This is a genomic window from Mycolicibacterium chengduense, assembly GCF_033741155.1.
Lineage (GTDB): Bacteria > Actinomycetota > Actinomycetes > Mycobacteriales > Mycobacteriaceae > Mycobacterium.
On record NZ_JAWQNH010000001.1, the window covers coordinates 673,555 to 697,042 of the forward strand.

Below are 23,488 nucleotides of genomic sequence, written 5' to 3' on the forward strand. Positions count from 1 at the left end.
GTATTGCGGCCAGGTGTTCTAGCCTGACTCAGGTGACCAACCCCGTGGCACTGCGCGCCGGTATCCCGCCGTTCTACGTGATGGACGTGTGGCTGGCCGCCGCCGAGCGGCAGCGCACGCATGGGGACCTGGTGAATTTGTCGGCGGGGCAACCCAGTGCGCAGGCCCCAACGCCGGTGCGCGCGGCCGCAGCCGAGGCGCTGAACCACCATAACCTCGGATATACCGTGGCCCTGGGCATTCCGGAGCTGCGCGCGGCCATTGCCGCGTCGTACCAGGACCGGCACGGCCTGGATGTGGAACCCGACGCGGTGGTGGTGACCACCGGCTCCACCGGTGGTTTCCTGCTGGCATTCCTGGCGTGCTTCGACGTCGGCGACCGGGTGGCGGTCACCAGTCCCGGGTATCCCTGCTATCGCAACATCCTCTCGGCGCTGGGCTGTGAGGTGGTCGAGGTGCCGTGCGGACCGGAGACTCGATTCCAGCCGACGGTGGCCATGCTCGAGGCGCTGGACCCGCCGGTGAAGGGGCTGATCATCGCCAGCCCGGCGAACCCGACCGGGACCGTCATCGCCCCGGCCGATCTGGCGGCGATCGCCCGATGGTGCGACGCCGGCGGGGTGCAGTTGGTCAGCGACGAGATCTATCACGGTCTGGTCTATCCCGGCGCCCCGGCCACCAGCTGCGCGTGGGAGACCTCCCGCAATGCCATTGTGGTGAACAGTTTTTCGAAGTACTTCGCGATGACGGGCTGGCGCTTGGGTTGGCTACTGGTGCCCGCGCCGCTGCGCCGCGCCGTGGACCGCCTGACCGGGAACTTCTCCATCTGTCCACCCACCCTGCCGCAGCTGGCTGCCATCGCCGCCTTCGATCCGGAGTCGCTGGCCACCGCCGATGCCCTGGTCCAGGAGTACGCGGTGAATCGGGACCTGCTGTTGCGCGGGCTGCCTGAGATCGGGTTGGACCGGTTGGCCCCCGCCGATGGCGCGTTCTACGTGTACGCCGACATCTCCCGGTACTCGGAGGACTCGCTGGACTTCTGCGCGCGGCTGCTGGCCGACACCGGGGTCGCCATCGCACCAGGGGTGGATTTCGACACCGTGCACGGCGGGTCGTTCGTCCGGCTGTCCTTTGCGGGGACCGCCGGTGAGATCACCGAGGCGTTGTCCCGGATGGGGCCTTGGTTGACCTGACTTGTCGGACGGTGGGCGTACAGTCAGGCCATGTTCGAAAGTACGTTCGGCTTCGACTTCGGTGTCGATGCGTACGCCGATGCCGACGAGGTGACGCTGCGTGGGCTCGTCGAGCAGTTCGAACGGCTGAAAGCGGCCGCCGCCGCGGCGCAGGCGCGTGCAACGGAGGCCTGGGCAACGAAGCGCCATGCGGCGGAGATGGCCTCAGGCGTACCGAAGAAGAAGCGCGGTCGCGGGCTGGCCAGCGAAGTAGCCCTGGCCCGTCGCGTCGCTCCCAAGCGTGGCGGCCAGCATCTCGGGCTGGCGACGGCCCTGGTGCGCGAGATGCCGCATACCTTGGCGGCACTGGAACGCGGGGTGCTCACCGAATGGCGCGCGACGCTGATCGTGCGTGAATCTGCCTGTCTGTCCGTCGAGCACCGCAGACAGCTCGACGCCGAGATGTGCAGTGATGCGTCGAAGCTCGAAGGCTGGGGCGACAAGCGGATCGCGGCCGAGGCGAAGAAGATCACCGTGCGACTGGACACGGAAGCCGTGGTCGAACGCAATGCCAAGGCGGCCGAGGAGCGATGCGTGTGGATCCGCCCCGCACCGGACACCATGACCTATGTGACGATGTTGTTGCCCGTCGCGCAAGGAGTGGCGGTGTACGCCAGCCTCAAACGAGAGGCGGATACCACGTTCGACGGGCGCTCCCGCGGCCAGGTGATGGCCGACACGGTGGTCGAGCGTGTCACCGGGCGCCCCGCCGACGCACCCGTTCCGGTCGCCCTCAATTTGGTGATGGCGGATACCACCTTGGCCGGGGACGACGACGAGCCCGGTTGGTTGGACGGCTACGGCCCGGTGCCAGCCGGATTCGCGTGCAAGATCGTCGGCGACGCGGCGACGGACGAAACCTGCAAGGCCACACTGCGGCGCCTCTACCGGCACCCCGACAGCGGGCAGCTTGTCGCTATGGAATCACGCTCGCGGATCTTCCCCAAAGGGCTGGCCACCTTCATCGGGTTGCGTGATCAAACCTGCCGCACCCCGTATTGCGACGCCTCGATCCGTCACCACGATCACGCGCAACCCCACCGTGAGTCCGGCCGCACGAGCGCGGTCAACGGACTCGGTGTCTGCGAGGCGTGCAACTATGCCAAGGAATCCCCCGGCTGGCGGGTGCGCACGACGGAGCGGGACGGTCGCCACCGAGCGGACTTCACCACTCCGACCGGAGCCGTCTACCAGTCGATCGCCCCGCCACTACCGGGGCCGCCGATCCGAAGACGGATCAGCATCACCGAGGGCCGGCTCAGTGCCGATCTGGTCATGTTCGACGCTGCGTGACATACCAATCCAGCAGATCGGGATTGTCGACGGCGCTGCGTTCGACAACTTTCGCAGCGTCCGCGCCCTGGAACAACTTCTTGACCGGCACCTCGAGTTTCTTGCCGGTCCGGGTGTGCGGAATCCCTGGCGCCACGATGATCTCGTCGGGCACATGCCGGGGCGACACCTCGGAGCGGATGGTCTCGTTCACCTTGCGCACCAAGGCGTCGTCGAGTTCGATCCCCTCAGCCAGAACCACGAACAGCGGCATCCAATACCCGCCATCGGGTTGCTCGACGCCGATCACCATGGCCTCGGCGACCTCGGGCAGACGCTCCACCGACTGATAGATATCAGCACTGCCCATCCGGATCCCGTGCCTGTTGAGCGTGGAATCCGACCTGCCGTGCACGATGACGCTGCCGTGATCGGTGATGGTGATCCAGTCACCATGCCGCCACACCCCGGGGTACATCGCGAAATAGGCGTCGTGGTACCGGACACCGTCCGGGTCGTTCCAGAACGCCACCGGCATGGAGGGCAAGGGTTTGGTCACCACCAACTCCCCCACCTCACCACGCACCGGCCGGCCGGTTTCGTCCCACGCGTCCAGCGCCACCCCCAGATACGGCGCAGACAACTCGCCCGGCCACACCGGCACCGTCGGGGCGCCACCGGCGAACGCCGACACCACATCGGTGCCGCCACTGATAGAGGCCACCTGCACTCGCTCACCCAGATTGTCGCGCATCCACAACGACGTCGACGGCGGCAGCGACGAACCGGTGATCCCGACGGTGCGCAACGCCGACAGATCATGGTCGGTGCGCGGTACCGAGCCGGCCTTGGCGCAGCTGAGCACATAACCCGGGCTGGTGCCCAGCACGGTAACCCCGAGCCGAGCGGCGATCTGCCACAGCGCATCCGGCGTGGGGTGCGACGGGCTGCCGTCGTAACAGACGATGGTTGCGCCCGTGAGCAGCCCCGCGACCTGAAAGTTCCACATCATCCAACTGGGACTGGTGAACCAGAAGAAAGTGTCACCGGGTCCGATATCACTTTGTAGGGCAACGGCTTTGAGGTGCTCGACAAGCACCCCACCGTGACCGTGGATGATGCCCTTGGGCAAGCCGGTCGTCCCGGAAGAGAACAGAATCCAGAGCGGATGGTCGAAGTCCACGGCGGTGGTCACCAGCTCGTCGGCGCCGGGCGCGCTGGCCTGCGCCCAGTCCAGACATCCGGCTGGCACCGGTGCCAGCCGCGACACAACCACGGTCGCCTTGAGGGTGGGCAGGCCGGCCCGCAGTTCGGCCACATCGGCACTCTTGTCGTGCACCTTGCCGCCGAACCGGTAGCCGTCGGCCGCCACCAGCACCACCGGCTCGAGCTGGCCCAGCCGGTCCAGGGCGGCTTTGGCCGAGTAGTCCTGGCCGCACGCACTCCACACGGCGCCGATGCTGACCGTGCCGAGGAAGGCGATAACGGCCTCGGCGATATTCGGCAGATACCCGACCACTCGATCACCGGGCCGGACACCGAGATCGCGCAGGGTGGCCGCGAACGCCGCCGTGCGGCCCAGCAATTCCGTCCAGGAAAGTTCGGTGTCGGCGACGCCCTCGCCGATGCACAGGATGGCCGGCCGATCGGTGCGCGCCTGCCGAACGATCTGATCGACATAATTCAGCGACGTGCCCGGGAACCATTGCGCGCCGGGCATATCCGAGCCGGCCAGCACCTCACCGGCGATATCGCCCAGATCGAAGTATCGCCAGAGCGTGCCCCAGAACTCGGCGGGCTCGTCGACCGACCATTGCCACAGCGCGGGATAGTCACCGGGCCGGCCGGCGAACCGCGCGAAATCGGTGATCCGGGCTGCCTCGATCCCGGCCGGGGTCGGTTCCCACTGCGGCGTCGTCACCTGGGGAGAATATGTCACGTCAGCGTCGCTCCGATCACCGTGCGCTCCATCCGCCGTCCATGGTGTAGGACGCCCCGGTCACCATGCCCGCACTCGGCGACGCCAGCCAAGCGACCAGATCGGCCACCTCCGCCGGTTCCACCAGTCGCTTGATGGCGCTCTCCTTCAAAAGGATCTGCTCCAGCACCTGCTGTTCGTCCACGCCGTGGGTACGGGCCTGATCACCGATCTGCTTGTCCACCAACGCGGTACGGACGTAGCCGGGGTTCACACAGTTGCTGGTGACACCGTGCGGGCCGCCCTCCAGCGCGGTGACCTTGGACAGGCCCTCCAGGGCATGCTTGGCCATCACATAGGCCACCTTGTACTCCGAGGCGCGCAGCCCATGCACCGACGACACGTTGATCACCCTGCCGAATCCGTTCGCGTACATGTGCGGCAGGGCCGCGCGGACAAGCAGGAACGGCACCTCGGCCATCAACGCGAGGATGGTGCGGAAATCGGCGGGTGCGAACTCCTGGATCGGCGCAACCCGCTGCACCCCGGCATTGTTGACCAGGATGTCGGTCTGCAGCCGCAGATCTTCCAGGGCGGCCGCGTCCAGCAGGTCCACTGCCCAGGCCGTACCCCCGATCTCCCTGGCCAGCTCGGTGGCGCCCGCACCGTCGCGGTCGGCGACGGTGACGTGCGCTCCACGCGCGGCAAGTGCCCGCGCGCAGGCGGCTCCGATACCACTCGCCCCGCCGGTGACCAATGCGGTTCGCCCGGTCAGATCGCTCACGCGGCAACTGCTTTCGCGTCGGCCCGATCGACATCGGCCAGGTCGATACCCTTGGTCTCCCTGGCAAAGTACACGGCGACCAGGGTGATCACCGACGCCCCGGCCAGATAGACGGCGATCGGCACCGAGGAATGGAAGTCCTCCAACAGCCGTACCGCGATGATCGGTGCCAGCGATCCCGCCACGATCGCGGTCACCTGATAGCCCAGGGAGACACCGGAATAACGCATCCGGGTGGGGAACATCTCGGCCATCATCGCCGGCTGCGGCGCGTACATGAACGCGTGGAACAGCAGACCGATCACCACCGCCGCCATGATCACCAGGTGGTTCTGGCTGTCCATCATCGGGAAGGCGAAAAAGCCCCAGGTGCCGGTGGCCACCGCGCCGACCAGGTACACCGGGCGCCGCCCGATCCTGTCGGACAGTCTGCCGACGAGCGGGATCGCCACGAAATGCACGGCATGCGCGACCAGCAACCAGCGCAGGATGGAGCCGGTGTCGGCGTGCGCATGCACCTTCAGATAGGTGATGGAGAACGTGACCACCAGGTAGTACATGATGTTCTCCGCGAACCGCAGCCCCATGGCGGTCAGTACGCCGCGCGGGTAGCGGCGCAGCACCTCGACGGCGCTGAACGACGAATCCTTCAGTTCCTCGGCTTCTCGTTGGGCGGCAACGAAAATCGGCGCATCGGTGACCTTGGTGCGGATGTAGTATCCGATCAGCACCACCACCGCCGACAGCCAGAACGCGACCCGCCAACCCCAGGACAGGAACGCCGCGTCGGACAGTGTCGAGGTGAGCACGATCAGCACGATGGTGGCGAGCATGTTGCCGACAGGCACACCGGCCTGAGGCCAGCTGGCCCAGAACCCGCGGCTGCGGTCGGGGCTGTGTTCGGCGACCAGCAGCACGGCTCCGCCCCATTCGCCGCCCACCGCGAAGCCCTGGACGAACCGCAGCACGACCAACAGCGCCGGTGCCCAATAGCCGATCTGCCCGAACGTGGGCAGGCACCCCATCAGGAAGGTGGCGGCGCCGACCAGCAACAGCGAGAACTGCAACAGCTTCTTGCGGCCGTACTTGTCGCCGTAATGACCGAAGACGATGCCGCCCAGCGGGCGCGCCACGAAACCGACCGCATAGGTGACGAAGGCCGCGAAGATGGCGTCGAGTTCACTGCCGGTCTGGGCGAAGAACACCTTGCTGAACACCAACGTCGCGGCGGTGCCGTAGAGGAAGAACTCGTACCACTCGACGACGGTGCCCGCCATGGAGGCGGTGACGACGCGTTTGAGGCCCGCGGGCGTGAAGGAATTGTGATCGGCAGCACACACGCTGATGAGTATTCATGCAGGCTCAGGCCTTCACAATGACGAGATGCGCAGTTCCGCTCTGCAAAAATGCAGATATGACCGCGCCGAGCGCCGATGACATGCTGATCCTGCTGGCCGTCGGCCGGACCGGGCGCTATGTCACCGCTGCCGAGCAGTTGGGCATCAACCACACCACCATCTCGCGGCGCATCGCTGCTCTCGAACAAGCCATCGGAGCGCGCGTGCTGGTTCGCGTCGGCAGCAGCTGGGAACTCACCGACCGCGGCCGTGCGGTCCTCATCGCCGCCGAAGCAGTCGAGGCGGCGGTGCATTCGGTGGGCAGTGCACCGGGACGCCCGCCCCGACTCGCCGGTGTCGTGCGGATCTCGGCGACCGACGGATTCAGCGCCTATATCGCCGCCCCGGCGGCCGCCCAGGTACAGCGCGAGCACCCCGATGTGGCCGTCGAGATCGTGGCCACCACGCGCCGGGCCAGCCTGCAGCGCTCCAGCGTCGACATCGAGATCGTGGTCGGCGAACCCACCGTGCGCCGTGCGCTGGCCATCCGGCTCGGTGACTACAGCCTGGGCCTCTACGGCTCCCGGCCCTATCTCGCCGACCACGGCACGCCGGCCTCCGTCGACGAATTGGCCGACCATCCGTTGGTGTACTTCATCGATTCGATGCTCCAAGTCGACGACTTGGACCTGGCCGCCAACTTCATGCCCGCGATGCGGGAATCAGTCTCGTCGACCAATGTTTTCGTGCACGTCGAGGCCACCCGTGCCGCGGCCGGACTGGGTCTGCTGCCGTGCTTCATGGCCGACCGCTGGCCCGATCTGGTCCGGGTGCTGCCCGACACCATCTCCCCCCGGCTGTCCTACTGGCTGGTGAGCCACGCCGAGACGCTGCGCAGACCCGAGGTGTCCGCCGTCGTGGAGGCGCTGCGCGGACAGGTGGCCGCCCAGCGTGATGTGCTGCTCGGTGCGCGGTGAGCGAAAGGCTTGTCCTTACCCGCCCCCACCTGCTGCAGTGGTGTCATGCCATTCCTCGAGTCCGGCGACACCAGGGCGTACTACCGGCACTGGGCGGCAACCGATCCGCGCGCCGCCGTCGTCTTCCTGCATGGGTTCGGTGAGCACACCGGCCTGTACCACCGGTACGGCTTCACACTCAACGCGGCCGGGATCGACCTGTGGGCGGTGGATCAACTCGGGCACGGATTGAGCCCGGGACCGCGCGGGAACTTCGGCACCCTGGCCGACAGCTCCGCCCTCGGTGAGCAGTTGACCGAGATCGTCGAACGGGACCGGCCCGGACTGCCGTTGATCGCGGCCGGACATTCGTTCGGGGCGGTGGTCACCCTGCTGCGGGTGCTGGAACAGCCGGACCGTTACCGGGCCGCGGTGGTGTCGGGTGCCCCGCTGATCCCGATCCCCGAATTGTTGGACACCGACTCCGAATTCGACCTCGACCCGAGTTGGTTGTCCGGCGATCCGTTCTATGTGGACTCGCTGGAGAACGACCCCCTGGCCTTCACCGACGCCGATGGCACGCCGCTGGCGCGCGCGCTGGACGCGGCCTGGGACCGGTTCGGCACCGAGCTTCCCGCGTTGACGGTGCCCACCCTGGCCGTGCACGGCACGGCCGATCCGATCGCCCCCGTGGGTCCGGTCCGGGCCTACGCCGACCAGATCGAGGCGCTGAGCATCGCCGAGTTCGCCGGGGCGCATCACGATGTGCTCAACGAGACGGTGCACCGTGAGGTGGCGGCCGCCGTCATCGGCTTCGTCGGGACGCATATCGGCAACTGATGGCGTTCCGGGATGGCATCCTGTAGCGCGATGGCATTGAGCAAGAGTGCGCAACGCACGTTGGTGAGATTGTTGGCTGCGGCGGCTCTGGTCGCCACCGTGCTCGGCGGTTTCGCCGCGTGCTTGTTCACGGTCGGCATGCCCGGCAAGCAGGCCGCCGCGCCGAAAACCGGCCCGGTGCTCGACGGCACGTTCAAGGTCGATATCGGCCCGACCGCCACACCGGACGGGAAACCGGTTCCCGGCACCGCGCGCACCGAGACGTGGGTGGCGCGGTCGGCGTGCCAGGACGGCGGCGGCTGCGTCGCCACGGTGGCCGTCGTCGATCCCCGAAAACCCGGTGAGCCGGCGCGGGACACCATGGTGTTCGACTACGTCGGCGGTGACTGGCTGATGGTCCGCGAGGCACCGGACAAGTGCAAGGTGGGCGACGCCGACGTCGACGTCATGGGCTGGACGATCATGAAACTGCAGTCCAGGATTGATGGTTCGCTCGGCGGTGAGTACACCTGGGCCACCGCGCCGGCCCTGTGCGCCAACAAACGAGCCGTCAACCTGACGCCCACCCGCGGCACCGACAACGCCACCCAGCCGCCGGACCCGGCGACCCAGCCGCCACTGAAGTCCTCCCGTGGTGCGGCACTGCGAGGTAGCTACGTCTACACCCAGACCTACCCGCAGACCGGTGAGGTTTTCCCGTCCCACACCTATGAAGCGACGACGTTCTGCCTGCGCACCGGTGAGCGGTGTATATCGCTGATGGCGAGTCCCGATACCCACAACCTGTTCGTGATGGTCTACGGCGACGGGCGTTTCACCGCCAACTTCCCCGACGGCGATGCCCATTGCACCGACGGGATTGGCAAGGTGCGGCAGTCCTCACGCGACGAGCTCCCGCTGCCGCAGGGGCCGCAGGATCCGCTGCTGGGCTTGGCGGGCAAGTCGTATCAGGACTACACCGGCGACTGCCCGGCGAAGGTCGAGCTCGACGTCACACTGCAGCGCACCGGGGACTAGAGCGAGTCCGTCACAACCAGGTGTCCGATGTCGTCGTGGTGAGGAACGCCTCCAGATCGTCGCGCCACTGCGCCGGCGTGTTCTTGTCCGGTTCGATACCGGTGTATTCACCGCGGTAGAACAGCAGCGGGCGCGGCTTGATGGCCTGTGGTTCCGACATCGACTGGACCGCACCGAACACCACGAAATGATCGCCGCCATCGACGACAGAGTGCACCGTGCAATCGATGTGCGCCAGCGAGCCGTCGATCACCGGAGAGCCGAGGTCGGAGGGGTGCCAGTCGATTCCGGCGAACTTGTCCGTCGCCTTCGACCCGAACTGGGCCGACACGTGCTGCTGGTTCTCGTGCAGCATGTTGACGCAGAACCGGCCGCTGGCCTCGATCGCCTGCCAGGCCCGGGACTGCTTGGTGGGGCAGAACAGCACCAGGGGCGGATCGAGCGACAACGCCGCGAACGACTGACAGGCGAACCCGATCGGCACGTCGTCGAGCGTGGTCGTGATCACCGTGACGCCGGTACAGAACTGGCCGAGCACATTACGGAATGTGCGCGGATCGATCGGCTGGGCCATCGCAGGGCTACTTGAAACCGACGCTGAAGTCGTGGCCCCACAGCGACACCGCGGTGCTCTCCCTGGCGACCCAATTCGCGTCCTCGACTTCGAGTCCCTCACAACCGAATTCGATGTCGAAGCCGCCGGGGGTCTTCATGTAGAAGGACAGCATCTTGTCGTTGGTGTGCCGGCCGAGCGTCGCCGACATCTTCACGTTGCGACGCAACGCGCGATCCAGGCACAGGCCGACATCATCGGCGTTCTCCACCTCGACCATCAGGTGCACGATGCCGGTCGGGTTGGGCATCGGCATGAACGCCAGCGCGTGGTGGCGCGGATTGCAGCCGTAGAACCGCAACCAGATCGGGTCACCGTCGGCAGGGCGGCCGGCCAGCTGCGGCGGCAGGCTCATCGAGTCCCGGAGCCGGAAGCCCAGCACATCCTGGTAGAACGCCTGCGCCGCGGCGTCGTCGTCACAGGTGAGCACCACGTGCCCCAAACCCTGTTGGTCGGTGACGAACTTGTGGCCGTACGGGCTGACGAATCGGCGGCCAACGAACTGGGCACCGTGAAACGCCTCCAGAACATTGCCCGCCGGATCGGTGAACCGGATCAGGCCCTCGACACGGCGCTCCGACTTCTCCTCGCGGGTGCCTTCGGTGAAGCTGACGCCGGCCTTGGACAGCGTCTCGCGCAGGTTCTGCAGGGCCGGCGCATCGGCCACCTCCCACCCGGAGATGAGCAACCGGTCCTGCTCTCCTGGCACGATCACCAGCCGAGCCGCGACCTCGTCCATCCGCAGGTACAGCGCACCGGGGGTGGCGTTGGCGGGGGCAGAGCCCTCGACCATGCCGAGGACTTTGAGCCCGAACTCGCGCCACGCCGCCACATCGGTCGACTCGATACGCATGTACCCCAGCGACTTGATGCTCATGCGTTAACCCCCAAGGAAATCGATGGTGAGCTTGTTGAACTCATCGAACTTCTCGACCTGCGCCCAGTGTCCGCACTGACCGAACACGTGCAACTGCACACGCGGAATCTGTTTCACCGCCACCAGCGCGCCGTCGAGTGGATTGACCCGGTCTTCGCGACCCCAGATCAGCAGGACCGGCTGGCGCAGCTTGTACACCTCGCGCCACATCATGCCGAGCTCGAAATCCGGCCCCGCGAAGGACTTTCCCATCGCGCGGGTGGCGGCCAGGGACTCGGGGGTGCTGGCGATCTTGAAGCGTTCCTCAACCAGTTCCGGGGTGACCAACTGCTGGTCGAACACCATGATGCGGATGAAGGCCTCGAGGTTCTCGCGCGTCGGCTCGTAGTTGAACTTGGCCAGCGCCTTGACGCCTTCGGTGGGATCCGGAGCGAACAGGTTGACCGACAGACCACCGGGCCCCATCAACACCAACTTGCCCGCGCGGTCCGGGTAGTCCAACGCGAACCGCACCGCGGTGCCGCCACCGAGCGAATTACCCAGCAGCGGAACCCGACCCGTGATTTCGAGCTTGTCGAGCAGGCCGAGCACCGCCTTGGCGCTGTACCGGTTGTACTGCTCGTGTTCGGTGTGCTTGTCCGACAGGCCATAGCCGGGCTGATCGATCGCCAACACGTGGTAATGCTCGGCCAGGACCGCGATATTGCGGCCGAAGTTGGACCAACTCGACGCACCCGGGCCACCGCCGTGCAACAGCACGATGGTCTGCGAGGTCGGATCACCGGCCTCGTGGTAGTGCAACCGCATGGTCAGATCCCCGGCCTCGACATCTGCGTACCTCGAGGTCGATTCGAACGTGATCTCCGAAATAGCAGTCATCAGACCATCGTGTCCGCGGGCGGCAGACCGAACTCGTTGTTGCCGAAGATCAGGTAGGCGCGCTCGGGCTCGTTGGCGGCGTGCACCCGGCCGGCATGCGCATCGCGCCAGAACCGCTGCAAGGGCGCGGTGGACACCAGCGCGGTGGCACCGGCCGATTCGAAGAGCAGGTCGATCGAGGCGATGGACCGCGCGGTGGCGCGCACCTGGTCGCGGCGGGCGCGGGCGCGCAGCTCGAACGGAATCTCCTTGCCGGCCTGCAGCAGTGCGTACTCCTCGCCCACATTGCCGATCAACTGACGCCAGGCGGCATCGATATCGCTGGCCGCCTCGGCGATCCGCACCTTGGCGAACGGGTCGTCCTTGGACTTCTCGCCGGCGAACGCCGCACGCACCCGCTTGCCCTGGTGCTCGACATGGGCGGCGTAGGCGCCGTAGGCCATTCCGACGATCGGCGCGGAGATGGTGGTGGGATGCATGGTGCCCCAAGGCATCTTGTACACCGGCGCGGTGTTGTTCTGGTAACCGCCCGCGGTGCCGTCGTTCATCGCCTTGTAGGACAGGAAGCGGTGCGTCGGCACGAATACGTCCTTGACGACGACGGTGTTGCTGCCGGTGGCCTTCAGACCCACGACATGCCACACGTCGTCGATCGTGTATTCGGTGCGCGGGATGAGGAAGCTGCCGAAATCGACGGGGCGACCATCCTTGATCACCGGTCCGCCGAGGAACGCCCAGGTGGCGTGCTCACTGCCGGAGGACCACTGCCACGCGCCGCTGACCAGGTAGCCGCCGTCGACGACGGTGCCGGCACCCATGGGGGCGTACGACGAGGACACCCGGACGGTCGGGTCATCGCCCCACACCTCGTCCTGGGCCTTCTGGTCGAACAGCGCCAGATGCCAGTTGTGCACACCGATGATGGAGCTGATCCAGCCGGTCGAACCGCACGCGCTTGCCAGTCGGCGGACCGCCTCGTAGAAGTACGTCGGGTCGGCCTGCAGGCCGCCCCACTGCTCGGGCTGCAGCAGCTTGAAGAAGCCCACCTCGTCCAGTTCGTTGACGGTTTCGTACGGCACCTGGCGCTGGTCTTCGGCCTGTTGGGCGCGTTCGCGCAGCTTCGGCAGCAGATCATCGATGCCGGCGAGGACCGCCTGCACGTCACGCTGTTCAATGGACGTCACTGAAATGCCTCCCGGATCGAGATCCACCACTAGACAGAGATTAGAACACGTTACGATTTGTGTCGAGCAGGGCATTCTTTCAGCGGCTGGACCTGGGCATGTTCATTTTTGTAACCTGTTCTAGTTATTGGGTGAGGAGAGGGGTCAAAGCGTGACCGACGAGCCGCTCGGCAACCACGTGCTCGAATTGCAGGTGGCCCGGGTCGTCGAGGAGACCGCGGACGCACGTTCGCTGGTGTTCTCCGTTCCTGACGGCCCCGAAGATCCAGCCATCCCGCAGGATCGGTTGCGCTACTCCCCCGGCCAGTTCCTGACTCTGCGGGTGCCCAGTGACCGCACCGGCTCGGTGGCTCGCTGCTACTCGCTGTCCAGCTCGCCGTTCACCGGTGACCAGCTGACCGTCACGGTCAAGCGCACCGCCGACGGCTACGCCTCGAACTGGTTGTGCGACAACGCGCATGCCGGCATGCGCATGCACGTGCTCGCTCCGTCGGGCACCTTCGTGCCCACCACCCTGGACACCGACTTCCTGCTGCTGGCCGCGGGCAGCGGTATCACCCCGATGCTGGCGATCTGCAAATCGGCGCTGTCCGAGGGCAACGGCCGGGTGGTGCTGGTGTACGCCAACCGGGACGAGAACTCGGTGATCTTCGGCGCCACCCTGCGCGAACTGTCCGCCAAATATCCGGACCGGCTCACCGTCGTCCACTGGCTGGAAACGGTGCAGGGTCTGCCCAGCGCGGCGACGCTGGCCGGCCTGGTGGGCCCCTACGCCGGACACGACGCCTTCATCTGCGGACCAGCGCCGTTCATGGCGGCCGCCGAGGAGGCCCTCAAGGCCGTCGGCGCCGATCGGATCCACATAGAGGTGTTCAAATCGCTGGACTCCGATCCGTTCGCTGCGGTCGTGATCGAAGAAGACGACAGCGATGAAGGACCGGCCACCGCCATCGTGACTCTCGACGGCACCACCCAGGAGGTGACGTGGCCGCGCCGGGCAAAGCTGCTCGACGTGCTGCTGGACAAGGGACTGGATGCACCGTTCTCGTGCCGAGAGGGCCATTGCGGCGCCTGCGCGGTGGTCAAGAAATCCGGTGACGTCGAGATGGAGATCAACGACGTGCTGGAACCCTCGGATCTGGAGGAGGGGCTGATCCTGGCGTGCCAGGCGCTGCCCACCTCCGATTCCGTGGAAGTCACCTACGACGAATAGCGCCCAGGCTAACATTCGGCGGACCGGAGGGAGAGCCGTGAAGAAGTTTCTGGGAGTGCTCGCGGCCGCATGCTCGGTCGCCGCGCTCGGCGTACTCGAAGCCCCGGCGGCAGCGGCCGGGGTGAACACCGCGACCACGTCGATACCGACGCCGAACGGGACCGTCGAGATGCACGTCACGGCCAACTGCGCGGGCCCCGAAGGTCGCTGCTTCTTCAACACCCAGGCCAATCTGCTGACGCCGGACGGACCGATCGGGCTGCCCGGGGACACCTGGGCCCGGCAGACCATCACCATCCGCAGCACCAACCGCGATGTGTATCAGAACGCCTGGTACAGCGCCCCCGCCGGGATGCCGCGGGAACTCAAGGGCGCCAACCACGACAACGTGTTGTCCAAGGCATACAAGTCCATCTCCGACTACCAGGTCTCGGTGACTTACTTCGGTGGCGGCCCCATGGAACGCTTTGCGGTGGATGGCGATTCGGTGCAAACGGACTGGCAGACGGGCCAGCCGAACCTCAAGGGCGGCTTCATCGCCTGCTCCGACATCCAGGTGGTGTTCGGCGGGGTGAACGTGACCACGCCGAGCGCGTGCGCGCAGACCACCTTCAACTGAGCCCGGATAAGCAGACCTCTAGCGCGGCAACCCCAGCAGCCGCTCGCCGGCGAGGGTGAGCAGGATCTGCTCGGTGCCGCCGGCGATGGACAGGCAGCGGGTGTTGAGGAAATACCGCACATCAGGGCCGTCCACGATGCCCGCGCCGTCGAGTGAATCCATGATGGTCTCGGACAGGCCCTGCCGGTAGCGCACCCCGATCAGCTTGCGCACGCTGGACGGTGCACCCGGATCGTGCCCGCCGACGGCCATCCGGGCGATGAGTTGATCGAGCAGCGAACCCACTTGTGCCGCAACGATCAACGTGCCGAGCCGGTCGGCCTCGGCGCCGTCGAGTTCGCGGTCTCCGATCACGCCGAGCAGATGTTCCATGCCCTTGTCCAGCGCGCCGCCGGTGGCGATGGCCACCCGCTCGTTGGCCAGTGTGGTGCGGGCCAGCGGCCAGCCGCCGTCGACCGGGCCGACCACCTGCTCGTCGGGCACGAACAGATCGTCGAAGAACACCTCGTTGAACAGGGCCTCGCCGGTGATCTCGCGCAGCGGCCGGATGTCGATGCCGGGAGCACTCATGTCGACCAGGAAGTAGGTGATGCCCTTGTGTTTCGGCGCGTCCGGGTTGGTGCGCGCCAGGCAGATCCCCCAGTTGGAGCGGTGCGCGTTGGACGTCCACACCTTTTGGCCGGTCAGCAGCCAACCCCCGTCGGTGCGAACGGCCTTGGTACGCAAGGCCGCCAGATCCGATCCGGCGCCCGGCTCGGAGAACAGCTGGCACCAGTAGATGTCCCCGGTCAGGGTGCCGGGGATGAACTTCGCGATCTGCTCGGGCGTGCCGTGCGCCAGGATGGTCGGCGCCGCCCACCACCCGATGGAGATGTCGGGACGCGCCACGTGGGCCGCGGCCATTTCCTGGTCGATGACCAGTTGTTCTGCGGGCGTGGCGTTCCGCCCGTACGGCGTGGGCCAGTGTGGGGCGAGCAAGCCTGCCTCGGCCAGGGCACGCTGGCGCTGATCCTCGGGCAGCTCCGCGATATCGGCCACCGCGGCGGCGATCTCGGCGCGCACCGCCTCGGCTTCGGTCACGTCGACGTGCAGGTGGCGCCGCACGCCTGCCCTGGTCAGCTCGGCGGTGCGGCGCAGCCAGCGCGAGCGGCCACCCAGGAACTGGGACAACGCGTAGGCGCGACGCAGGTACAGGTGTGCGTCATGCTCCCACGTGATGCCGATCCCGCCGAGCACCTGGATGCAGTCGCGGGCGTTCTCCTTGGCGGCCTCGATGCCGACTGCGGCGGCGACAGCCGCGGCGATCGAGAGCTGGCTGCCGTCGGGATCGTCGGCCGCGGCGGCCGCATCGGCGGCGGCGACGGCGGCCTGCTGGCTGCGGAGCAGCATCTCGGCGCACATGTGCTTGACGGCCTGGAAGCTGCCGATCGGTTTGCCGAACTGTTCGCGCACCTTGGCGTACTCGGTCGCGGTCTGCAACAACCATCGGGCCAGCCCGGCCGCCTCGGCGGCCAGCACGGTGGCCACCAGGTCCTGCACGCGCTGCGCGGGCGCGGAAACTTGGTGCGCGGGCGCGGCGGTCAGCGTGACACGCGCCAGCGGACGGGAGAAGTCGGTGGCCTCCAGAGACTCGATGTGCACCCCGTCGGCGGCGGCGTCGACCAGAATCCAGACCGCGCCGGCGGGCAGCAGCAAGAGACCCGACGCGTCCGCCCCGAGCACCCATTTCGCCGATCCCGACGCGGTATTGCCGTCGAACGCGATGTCCGATTCCACGGCCAGGCCGGCGCTGCGCTCGCCGGCCGCGAGCGCCTCCAGCACCGCCGGGTCGTCGACCACCAGGGTCGCCAGTGCCGTCGTCGCGACCGGGCCGGGCACCAGGGCAGCGGCCGCCTCATCGATCATGCCGAGCAGATCCTCGATACCGCTGCCTGCGCCGCCGTGCTCCTCGGGGACCGCGACACCGAAGGTCCCTAGTTGCGCGAAACCGTCGTAGGGACCCCGCCAGGCGTCCGGGTCGCCCAGTTCCACATCGCGCACCGCGGTGATCGAGTGGGAACTGGCCGCCCAGCTCCTGACCAGTTCGCGGGCGGCAAACTGTTCGGACGTGTCGGCCCTGGACGACAACACGGACACCGGCGTCTCCTCACATTGGGTGAGAAGGCCACGCTTCCCACTAGAACGTGTTCTAATAGTGCCAGCGTTCGAACGTCAAGTCGACCGCCATCACGGCAGGACACGCCGCTTGTGCAGGGTGCTCGGAGGTGGGAAATTAGCTGTCGACATGCGTATCTTTTTTGTCAAGAACGCACTACCAAGGAGCAGCTCACCGAATGTCGTCACCAGCACAGCCCGGATCGGGTTCTGACTCGCCACGTCAGGTGACGACGGTGGCCGTCCTCGCCGAATCCGAACTGGGGTCCGAAGCGCAGCGCGAGCGCCGCAAGCGCATCCTCGACGCCACCCTGGCCATCGCGTCCAAAGGTGGTTACGAGGCGGTCCAGATGCGCGCCGTCGCCGAACGGGCCGACGTCGCCGTCGGCACCCTCTATCGGTACTTCCCGTCCAAGGTGCACCTGCTCGTGTCGGCACTCGGCCGGGAATTCGAGCGCATCGACGCCAAGACCGACCGCGCCTCGCTCACCGGCGGCACGCCATACCAGCGGCTGAACATGATGGTCGGCCGACTCAACCGGTCGATGCAGCGCAACCCGCTGCTGACCGAGGCCATGACCCGGGCGTTCGTGTTCGCCGACGCGTCGGCCGCGGGTGAAGTCGATCACGTCGGCAAGCTGATGGACTCGATGTTCGCCCGCGCCATGAGCGACGGCGAACCGACCGAAGACCAGTACCACATCGCCCGGGTCATCTCCGACGTGTGGCTGTCGAACCTGCTGGCGTGGCTGACCCGGCGCGCCTCGGCCACCGACGTCAGCAAACGTCTGGACCTGGCGGTCCGGTTACTCATCGGGGATGGGGAACAATCTAAGGTTTGACAGGGCGAGCGAAGCGACGGGAGTGTGACCCAGCGTGGATGACCTGCAGCACGCGCTGACTGCCATAGCCCGGACCCCACGCCTGCTAGTCACCTCCGATTTCGACGGCACGCTGGCGCCGATCGTCAACAATCCCGCTGACGCACGGCCACTACCCGCTGCGGCCGAAGCCCTGGTCACCCTGTCGACGCTGCCCGACACCACCGCCGCGCTGATCTCCGGACGCGCCCGTGACGTGCTGCGGGACTTGTCGGGCATGCCCGACAGCGTGGCACTGGTCGGCAGCCACGGCGCGGAATTCGACACCGGCTTCGTCCGCGATATCGACACCGACCTGCTGGCCACCATCACGACCACGCTGCGTGAAATCGCCGCCGGCCGGCCCGGGGTGACCGTCGAGACGAAGCCGGCCAGCGTCGCCCTGCACGTCCGCAATGCCGATCCGGCCGACGGCGACGCGGCGCTCGAGGCGGCCCGCGCCGCCGCCGGATCCTGGGACGCGCACCTCACCGCGGGCAAGGCGGTACTGGAGTTCGCGGTGATCGTCACCGACAAGGGCGAGGCCGTCGACGAATTGCGACGCCGACACGATGCCACCGCCGTGGTGTTCCTCGGTGACGACGTGACCGACGAGAAGGCGTTCCGCCGCCTGCGCGAGACCGATGTCGGGGTCAAGGTCGGCCCGGGCGACACCCTGGCCCGCTATCGCGTCCCGGCTCCCGAGGACGTCGCCGAGGTGCTGCGCTTTCTGGTGGCCGCGCGCCGCTGATCAGGCGGGCGGGCCCGCGGTGCGTCCGCGCATCAGTTCGGTGGCCAGCATGTCGATGACCGGCAAGCCCGACCGCGGCGGATTGTGCAACAAACGCCCCGCACGCCGGCCTTTTTCCATGCTGGGCTGCGCCACCGTGGTCAGGCCGCGGCGCAACGCCTCGGGCACCCCGTCGAAACCCGTCACCGTCATCTGGCCCGGCACATAGATGCCACGCGCCCGAAGGGAATCCATGGCCGACAGCGCCAGCACGTCGGCGGTGCACATCAGCGCCGTGATGCGCGGATTGCGGGCCAGCGCCACCTCGGCGGCCTGCCCGCCGGAAGCGGGCCCATGGTCATAGCTTTCCACCACGGTGACCGATGCCGGGTCCAGGCCGGCCGCCTTCATCGCGTCGAAGACACCGTGCGCGCGTTCGCGCTGGACGTGGAAATGGGGGGAGTTCAGCCGCTGTGGCTGAGCCACCGCGGGGGTGCGATGTTCGTGCGGCCAGTCCCGACCGAGCCGCATGGTCAACAGGCCGATCTCGCGGTGGCCAAGTCCCACAACGTGTTCGGCGAGCTGGCGCATGGCGGCGCGGTCGTCGATACACACCCGGGAACTCCCCGGCACATCCTTGGGTTGGTCGACGACGACAACCGGCAGGTGCCGCTGCAGCACCACCGGCAGATAGGGGTCGTCGTCGGAGGCCGAATAGATGACGAACCCGTCCACCCCCGCCGACAGCACCGCGGCCGTGCCGTCGGCGACACTCCGGTTGGGTCCGGCCGCCACCAGCAGCAGGCCTTGGCCCGCCTCTTCGCATGACTCGGCAAGCCCGGCAACGAAATCCAGGGCGGCCGGATCGCTGAACGAGTAATGCAGCGGTTCGGTGATCATCAGCCCAACGGCGCCGGCCTTGCGGGTGCGCAGCGACCGCGCCACCGGGTCCGGCCCGGGGTACCCCATCTCCTTGGCGGCGGCCAGCACCCGCTCCCGGAGTTCGGTGGAGAGTTGGTCGGGACGGTTGTAGGCATTGGAGATCGTGGTGCGCGAAACCTTCAGTTCGGCGGCCAACGAGGCCAGGGTGGCCCGTCGCCTGGGCGCCGGGCTTCTGGACATGCTCTCCGAGGTTAGTGGACGGGCAGCCCGGAAGCGCCGTGTGGCGGCGCGATTCGCCGATCCGTTCCGGTCCGTTGCGCGATCGCCCACACCACCAACCAGATGGCGCTGACGATCGTGACGATGACGAAGCTCGGCGGAACGTTGAACATGGCCGACAATGCCAGCCCCGCCCACACCGAGAACACCGCAAGCAGCGTGGAGACCAGCATGGCCAGTCCGGGCCGGGCCACCAGCATGATCGCCGTGGCCGCAGGCGTCACGACCAGCGCGAACAGCAGCAATGTGCCGACCGCCTGGACCGCCATCGTCACCGCCAACCCGAGCAGTGCCATGAACACCACCGACAGCACCCGCACCGGGACACCCTTGGCCTCGGCGACCTCGGCGTTGATCGAGGCGAACAACAGCGGCCGGTAGACGAACGCGACGACGACGGCCAGCACCAGCACCGCCACCCCGAACGACACCAGCTGCTCATGGGTCACCGCGAGCAGATTCCCGAACAACACGTTGGTGACGGTGCTGCTGCTCTTGGTGGCCTGCGAACTGAAGAACAGCCCCAGCCCGGTGGCGGCGGCCAGTACCGTGCCGGTGGCCACCTCCCGCTCGTCGGCGCGTTTGCCCAGCGCGCCGATCACCAGGGCGCCCCCGATGCAGAATGTCGCCAGCCCCACGGTGACGGGCAGACCCAGCAGCACCGCTCCGGTGGCGCCGGGAAAACCGATGTGCGCCAACGCATGTGCGGCGAAGGCACTGTTGCGCACCACGATGAAATAGCCGATCAGCCCGGCGGCCAGGGCCACCAGCGTGCCGCCGAGCAGCGCGTTGCGCATGAACGCCGACGTCAGGATCTGCCACCAGTTCTCCTGGTAGCCCAGCGCCAACACGGTGGTGTGCATCAGATACTCCGGACGTACAGGTCGCCCTGCGGGGTGTGCACCACCTGGATGGAGGTGCCGTACAGGTGGCTCAGCAGTTCGGCGTCGACGACTTCGTCGGTGGTGTCGAAATGCGCGTGCCCGTCGAGCAGGTAGATCGCGCCGTCCAACACGGCCAGCAGCGGGTTCAGATCGTGCGCGACCACCAGAATGGTCACCCCCAGTTCGTCGCGGATCTTGGCCAGCAGCCGCACGATATCGCGCTGATTGCGGACGTCCAGGGCGGTCAGCGGCTCGTCCAGGATGAGCAGCCGCGGCCGGGCGACCAGTGCCTCGGCGATCGCGATGCGCTGCCGCTGGCCGCCGGACAGCTGGGAGAGCCTGCGGTGCGCGAACTCCGAGGCGTCGACGGCGTCGAGCACGTCGGCGACCCTGGCGTGTTCGGCGGCGCTGGCCCGCCCGAATCCCCACCGATTACCGGTCAACCCGAGCAGCACCGCATCACAGGCCCTGATCGCGTTACCCGCCGCGACGGCGTAGTTCTGCGGTACATACCCGATCAATCCGGTGGCGGCGCCCGGCGGCTTGCCGAGTACCCGGATGGTGCCCGAGCCGACCGGGATGGTGCCGAGCACGGCATGCAGCAGGGTGGTTTTGCCCGACCCGCTGGAGCCGATGACGGCGACGATGCCGCCGGCAGGCACGTCGAACGTGCCGTCGGACCAGATCAGCCGGCCGCCGCGAACGACACTGACGTCGGAGAACGAGAGTGCGGGCGGTTCGGGTTCGGACGCGTCAGGGCTGGACACCAAGGGCCTTGGCCAGTGCGGTGAGTTGGTCCACCTGCCAAGCCTCGAACGATTTCGCGCCCGGCGCCACCGTTTCGGTCACGTTCACCACCGGAATCCCGGCATTCTGCGCCGCGGTGCGGATCTGCTCGGGCACCGATCCCTCGGTCTGGGTGTTGTAGATGAGAACGTCGACACCCTTGCCATTCAACAGCTTCAGAAAGGCGTCCAGGTCGGCCGGGGAGGGGTCCGTCTCGTTGCTTGCCGCCGCCTGGAAGCCCGCAGGCGTCTTGTTCTGCAAGCCGACCGCCGCCGCCATGTAGTCGAAGACGGATTCGGTGGCCCCGTAGGTCTTGCCGGCGGCGCCTGCCTTGATCTTGGCGATCAGCGCGTCATATGGCTGCATCGAGGTGGTGAACGCACTGCGTTGAGTCGCGAAGTAGTCCTTGGCCTGCGGAGCCAGCTCGCCGAGCTTGGCGGTCACCGCGTCGGCGACCGCGGTCACCGCGGCGGGGTTGTACCAGGCGTGCGGATTCACCCCGTCGCCATGATCGTGACCATCGTGGCCCTCGCCTTCGGGGTGCTCGTCGTGTTCGATGCCGCTGGCCTCCAGGGCGTTGATCACGGGAGCGTTGGGCGCCGAGCTCGCCGCCAGCTTGCTCGCCCAGTCGTCGTAGTGGCCGCCGTTGACGACGACCAGCGCAGCACCGGTGAAGGTGGCGGCGTCCGATGGGGACGGCTCGAAATCGTGCGGATCGACCGACGATCCGGCCAGGATCGTCGTCACCTTCGCGCAGGCCCCGCCGAGGGCGTTCACGATCTGGCCCCACTGGTCGACGCTGACGACGACGTTCACCGGGGTGGTCGGGCACTCCCCGGAGGCTGTCGAGCTCGACGTCGCCGTGGTGGTGCCGCCGCTCGAGCAGGCGGCGAGGGCGAACGGAACAGCGAGCGCCAGGCCGGTGGCCAGGGCGCGGAAGGTCTTCGGCGCGGTCATGGCGATAACGATAACCGTTTGCATTAACCGCCGCACAATCGGATCATGCTTTTTGGAAATCATTTTCATTAAGGAGTGTCATGCTGCTGCCCGTCACGGTGTTGTCCGGCTTCCTCGGCGCCGGGAAGACCACCCTGCTCAACCACATCCTGGCCAACCGCGAGGGCCGCCGAGTCGCCGTCATCGTCAACGACATGAGCGAGGTCAACATCGACGCCGCGCTCATCGCCGGCCAGGGGCACCTCGACAGGACCGAGGAGAAATTGGTCGAGCTCACCAACGGGTGCATCTGCTGCACGCTGCGGGAGGACCTCGTCGAGGCGGTGGCCAAGCTGGCCCGGCAGAACCGGTTCGATCACCTGGTCATCGAATCCACCGGCATCTCCGAACCCATGCCCGTCGCGGCGACGTTCGGCTGGGAGTTTGAGGATGGCTTCAGCCTCGGCCGGCTGGCCCGGCTGGACACCATGGTGACCGTGGTGGACGCGTCCACCTTCCTGCCCGAACTGGCCCGCGGTCAGTCGCTGGCCGACCGCGATATGGTCGCCGGCCCCGGCGATGGCCGCAATATCGCCGACCTGCTCACCGACCAGGTGGAGTTCGCCGACGTCATCCTGCTGAACAAGACGGACCTGGTCAGCGAGCAGCAGTTGGGTGCCGTCGAAGCCGTGGTGCGCCGGCTCAACCCCACCGCGCGCCTGCTGCGCACCGATCATGGCGTGGTGGCGCTCGGCGAGGTGCTGGACACCGGCCGATTCGATCCCGACGCGGCCGCCAAGGTGCCGGGCTGGGATGAGGAGATCGCCAACGGCCATACGCCCGAAACCGAGGAGTACGGCATCGGGTCGATGACCTTCCGCGCCGACCGGCCCTTTCATCCCGACCGGCTCGCCACAGCCCTGGAGCAGATGCGGGGATTGTTGCGCAGCAAGGGTTTCTGCTGGATCGCCAGCCGCCCGGCCATTGCCGCGATCTGGTCGCAGGCCGGCCCCAATCTGGTGATCGAGCCGGCACAGTACTGGTCGTCCACCGACGTCACCCCGGGTCAGGAGATTGTGTTCATCGGTGTGCGGCTGGATCGCGACCGGATCGGTGGCCTACTCGATTCGGCGCTGCTGACCGACGACGAGGTGGCCGCGGGCGAGCAGAGCTGGCTGCACTTCCCCGATCCGCTGCCGGCCTGGGGCGTCACGCACACGCATTGAATCGACGCCG

The 23,488-nt window shown here is 67.3% G+C and carries 22 protein-coding genes; 10 read left to right on the forward strand and 12 right to left on the reverse strand.

Annotated features, from left to right (window positions below; genetic code table 11):
• Positions 1–32 precede the first annotated feature (32 nt).
• Both SBI67_RS03410 and SBI67_RS03415 read left to right on the forward strand, forming a co-directional pair.
• Entirely contained in the window at positions 33–1,193 is a 1,161-nt protein-coding gene (locus SBI67_RS03410; RefSeq protein WP_318979198.1) for a pyridoxal phosphate-dependent aminotransferase, read from the forward strand.
• Positions 1,194–1,223: 30 nt separating this feature from the next.
• Positions 1,224–2,525, forward strand: a complete 1,302-nt coding sequence (locus SBI67_RS03415) for a 13E12 repeat family protein (protein WP_318979199.1) — start codon at positions 1,224–1,226, stop codon at positions 2,523–2,525.
• Here the strand turns inward: SBI67_RS03415 and SBI67_RS03420 are convergent.
• From SBI67_RS03420 to SBI67_RS03430, 3 genes are read right to left on the reverse strand one after another with little or no spacing between them, the layout of a single operon-like run.
• Complete coding sequence (locus SBI67_RS03420; protein ID WP_318979200.1) at positions 2,506–4,425, reverse strand: acetoacetate--CoA ligase; 1,920 nt, start codon at positions 4,423–4,425, stop codon at positions 2,506–2,508. The genes SBI67_RS03415 and SBI67_RS03420 overlap by 20 nt on opposite strands.
• 34 nt (positions 4,426–4,459) lie before the next feature.
• A complete protein-coding gene (locus SBI67_RS03425; protein ID WP_318979201.1) occupies positions 4,460–5,206 on the reverse strand; it encodes a 3-hydroxybutyrate dehydrogenase in 747 nt (248 codons plus the stop codon).
• The gene (locus tag SBI67_RS03430) at positions 5,203–6,483 is read right to left on the reverse strand and encodes an MFS transporter (RefSeq protein WP_318979558.1); all 1,281 of its coding nucleotides are present in this window, start codon (positions 6,481–6,483) and stop codon (positions 5,203–5,205) included. The genes SBI67_RS03425 and SBI67_RS03430 overlap by 4 nt, the downstream gene beginning before the upstream one ends.
• Before the next feature lie 137 nt (positions 6,484–6,620).
• On the opposite strand from SBI67_RS03430, the gene SBI67_RS03435 reads away from it, so the two are divergent.
• The 3 genes from SBI67_RS03435 to SBI67_RS03445 are packed head-to-tail and all read left to right on the forward strand — an operon-like array spanning position 6,621 to position 9,356.
• Positions 6,621–7,520, forward strand: coding sequence for a LysR family transcriptional regulator (locus tag SBI67_RS03435; RefSeq protein ID WP_318979202.1), 900 nt, complete (start codon positions 6,621–6,623; stop codon positions 7,518–7,520).
• 45 nt (positions 7,521–7,565) lie between these two features.
• Positions 7,566–8,339 carry an alpha/beta fold hydrolase gene (locus SBI67_RS03440; RefSeq protein WP_318979203.1) on the forward strand — a complete coding sequence of 258 codons (774 nt, stop codon included), beginning with the start codon at positions 7,566–7,568 and terminating at the stop codon, positions 8,337–8,339.
• Between the two features lie 30 nt (positions 8,340–8,369).
• Positions 8,370–9,356: a hypothetical protein gene (locus tag SBI67_RS03445; RefSeq protein WP_318979204.1), complete on the forward strand. Its 987-nt coding sequence runs from the start codon at positions 8,370–8,372 to the stop codon at positions 9,354–9,356.
• A 10-nt stretch (positions 9,357–9,366) separates the two neighbouring features.
• On the opposite strand, the gene hsaB is transcribed toward SBI67_RS03445, so the two are convergent.
• From hsaB to hsaA, 4 genes are read right to left on the reverse strand one after another with little or no spacing between them, the layout of a single operon-like run.
• The gene (gene hsaB / locus SBI67_RS03450; RefSeq protein ID WP_318979205.1) at positions 9,367–9,930 is read right to left on the reverse strand and encodes a 3-hydroxy-9,10-secoandrosta-1,3,5(10)-triene-9,17-dione monooxygenase reductase subunit; all 564 of its coding nucleotides are present in this window, start codon (positions 9,928–9,930) and stop codon (positions 9,367–9,369) included.
• Between the two features lie 7 nt (positions 9,931–9,937).
• Positions 9,938–10,846 carry an iron-dependent extradiol dioxygenase HsaC gene (gene hsaC, locus SBI67_RS03455; protein WP_318979206.1) on the reverse strand — a complete coding sequence of 303 codons (909 nt, stop codon included), beginning with the start codon at positions 10,844–10,846 and terminating at the stop codon, positions 9,938–9,940.
• Between the two features lie 3 nt (positions 10,847–10,849).
• Positions 10,850–11,725: a 4,5:9,10-diseco-3-hydroxy-5,9,17-trioxoandrosta-1(10),2-diene-4-oate hydrolase gene (gene hsaD, locus SBI67_RS03460; protein ID WP_318979207.1), complete on the reverse strand. Its 876-nt coding sequence runs from the start codon at positions 11,723–11,725 to the stop codon at positions 10,850–10,852.
• The gene (hsaA, locus tag SBI67_RS03465; protein WP_318979208.1) at positions 11,725–12,909 is read right to left on the reverse strand and encodes a 3-hydroxy-9,10-secoandrosta-1,3,5(10)-triene-9,17-dione monooxygenase oxygenase subunit; all 1,185 of its coding nucleotides are present in this window, start codon (positions 12,907–12,909) and stop codon (positions 11,725–11,727) included. Before hsaA ends, hsaD begins: the two co-directional genes overlap by 1 nt.
• A 151-nt stretch (positions 12,910–13,060) precedes the next feature.
• Here hsaA and SBI67_RS03470 point away from each other — a divergent pair, with 151 nt between their 5' ends.
• A complete protein-coding gene (locus tag SBI67_RS03470) occupies positions 13,061–14,122 on the forward strand; it encodes a 2Fe-2S iron-sulfur cluster-binding protein (protein ID WP_318979209.1) in 1,062 nt (353 codons plus the stop codon).
• Between the two features lie 37 nt (positions 14,123–14,159).
• On the forward strand, positions 14,160–14,741 hold the full coding sequence (locus tag SBI67_RS03475) for a hypothetical protein (protein ID WP_413232386.1): 582 nt from the start codon (positions 14,160–14,162) through the stop codon (positions 14,739–14,741).
• 18 nt (positions 14,742–14,759) lie between these two features.
• On the opposite strand, the gene SBI67_RS03480 is transcribed toward SBI67_RS03475, so the two are convergent.
• Positions 14,760–16,877, reverse strand: a complete 2,118-nt coding sequence (locus SBI67_RS03480) for an acyl-CoA dehydrogenase family protein (RefSeq protein WP_413232387.1) — start codon at positions 16,875–16,877, stop codon at positions 14,760–14,762.
• 197 nt (positions 16,878–17,074) lie between these two features.
• Here SBI67_RS03480 and kstR point away from each other — a divergent pair, with 197 nt between their 5' ends.
• Both kstR and otsB read left to right on the forward strand, forming a co-directional pair.
• Positions 17,075–17,737, forward strand: a complete 663-nt coding sequence (gene kstR / locus SBI67_RS03485) for a cholesterol catabolism transcriptional regulator KstR (protein WP_024451583.1) — start codon at positions 17,075–17,077, stop codon at positions 17,735–17,737.
• Positions 17,738–17,771: 34 nt separating this feature from the next.
• Complete coding sequence (otsB, locus tag SBI67_RS03490; protein ID WP_318979210.1) at positions 17,772–18,506, forward strand: trehalose-phosphatase; 735 nt, start codon at positions 17,772–17,774, stop codon at positions 18,504–18,506.
• Here otsB and SBI67_RS03495 read toward each other — a convergent pair whose 3' ends face one another.
• Genes SBI67_RS03495 through SBI67_RS03510 form a run of 4 tightly spaced genes read right to left on the reverse strand, consistent with a single transcriptional unit; the run spans position 18,507 to position 22,297 of the window.
• Complete coding sequence (locus SBI67_RS03495; RefSeq protein WP_266049396.1) at positions 18,507–19,607, reverse strand: Rv3575c family transcriptional regulator; 1,101 nt, start codon at positions 19,605–19,607, stop codon at positions 18,507–18,509.
• Between the two features lie 11 nt (positions 19,608–19,618).
• On the reverse strand, positions 19,619–20,509 hold the full coding sequence (locus tag SBI67_RS03500) for a metal ABC transporter permease (protein WP_266049397.1): 891 nt from the start codon (positions 20,507–20,509) through the stop codon (positions 19,619–19,621).
• Positions 20,509–21,297, reverse strand: a complete 789-nt coding sequence (locus tag SBI67_RS03505; RefSeq protein ID WP_318979211.1) for a metal ABC transporter ATP-binding protein — start codon at positions 21,295–21,297, stop codon at positions 20,509–20,511. Before SBI67_RS03505 ends, SBI67_RS03500 begins: the two co-directional genes overlap by 1 nt.
• Entirely contained in the window at positions 21,284–22,297 is a 1,014-nt protein-coding gene (locus SBI67_RS03510) for a metal ABC transporter solute-binding protein, Zn/Mn family (RefSeq protein ID WP_318979212.1), read from the reverse strand. Before SBI67_RS03510 ends, SBI67_RS03505 begins: the two co-directional genes overlap by 14 nt.
• 56 nt (positions 22,298–22,353) lie before the next feature.
• On the opposite strand from SBI67_RS03510, the gene SBI67_RS03515 reads away from it, so the two are divergent.
• On the forward strand, positions 22,354–23,478 hold the full coding sequence (locus SBI67_RS03515) for a GTP-binding protein (protein ID WP_318979213.1): 1,125 nt from the start codon (positions 22,354–22,356) through the stop codon (positions 23,476–23,478).
• Positions 23,479–23,488 lie beyond the last annotated feature (10 nt).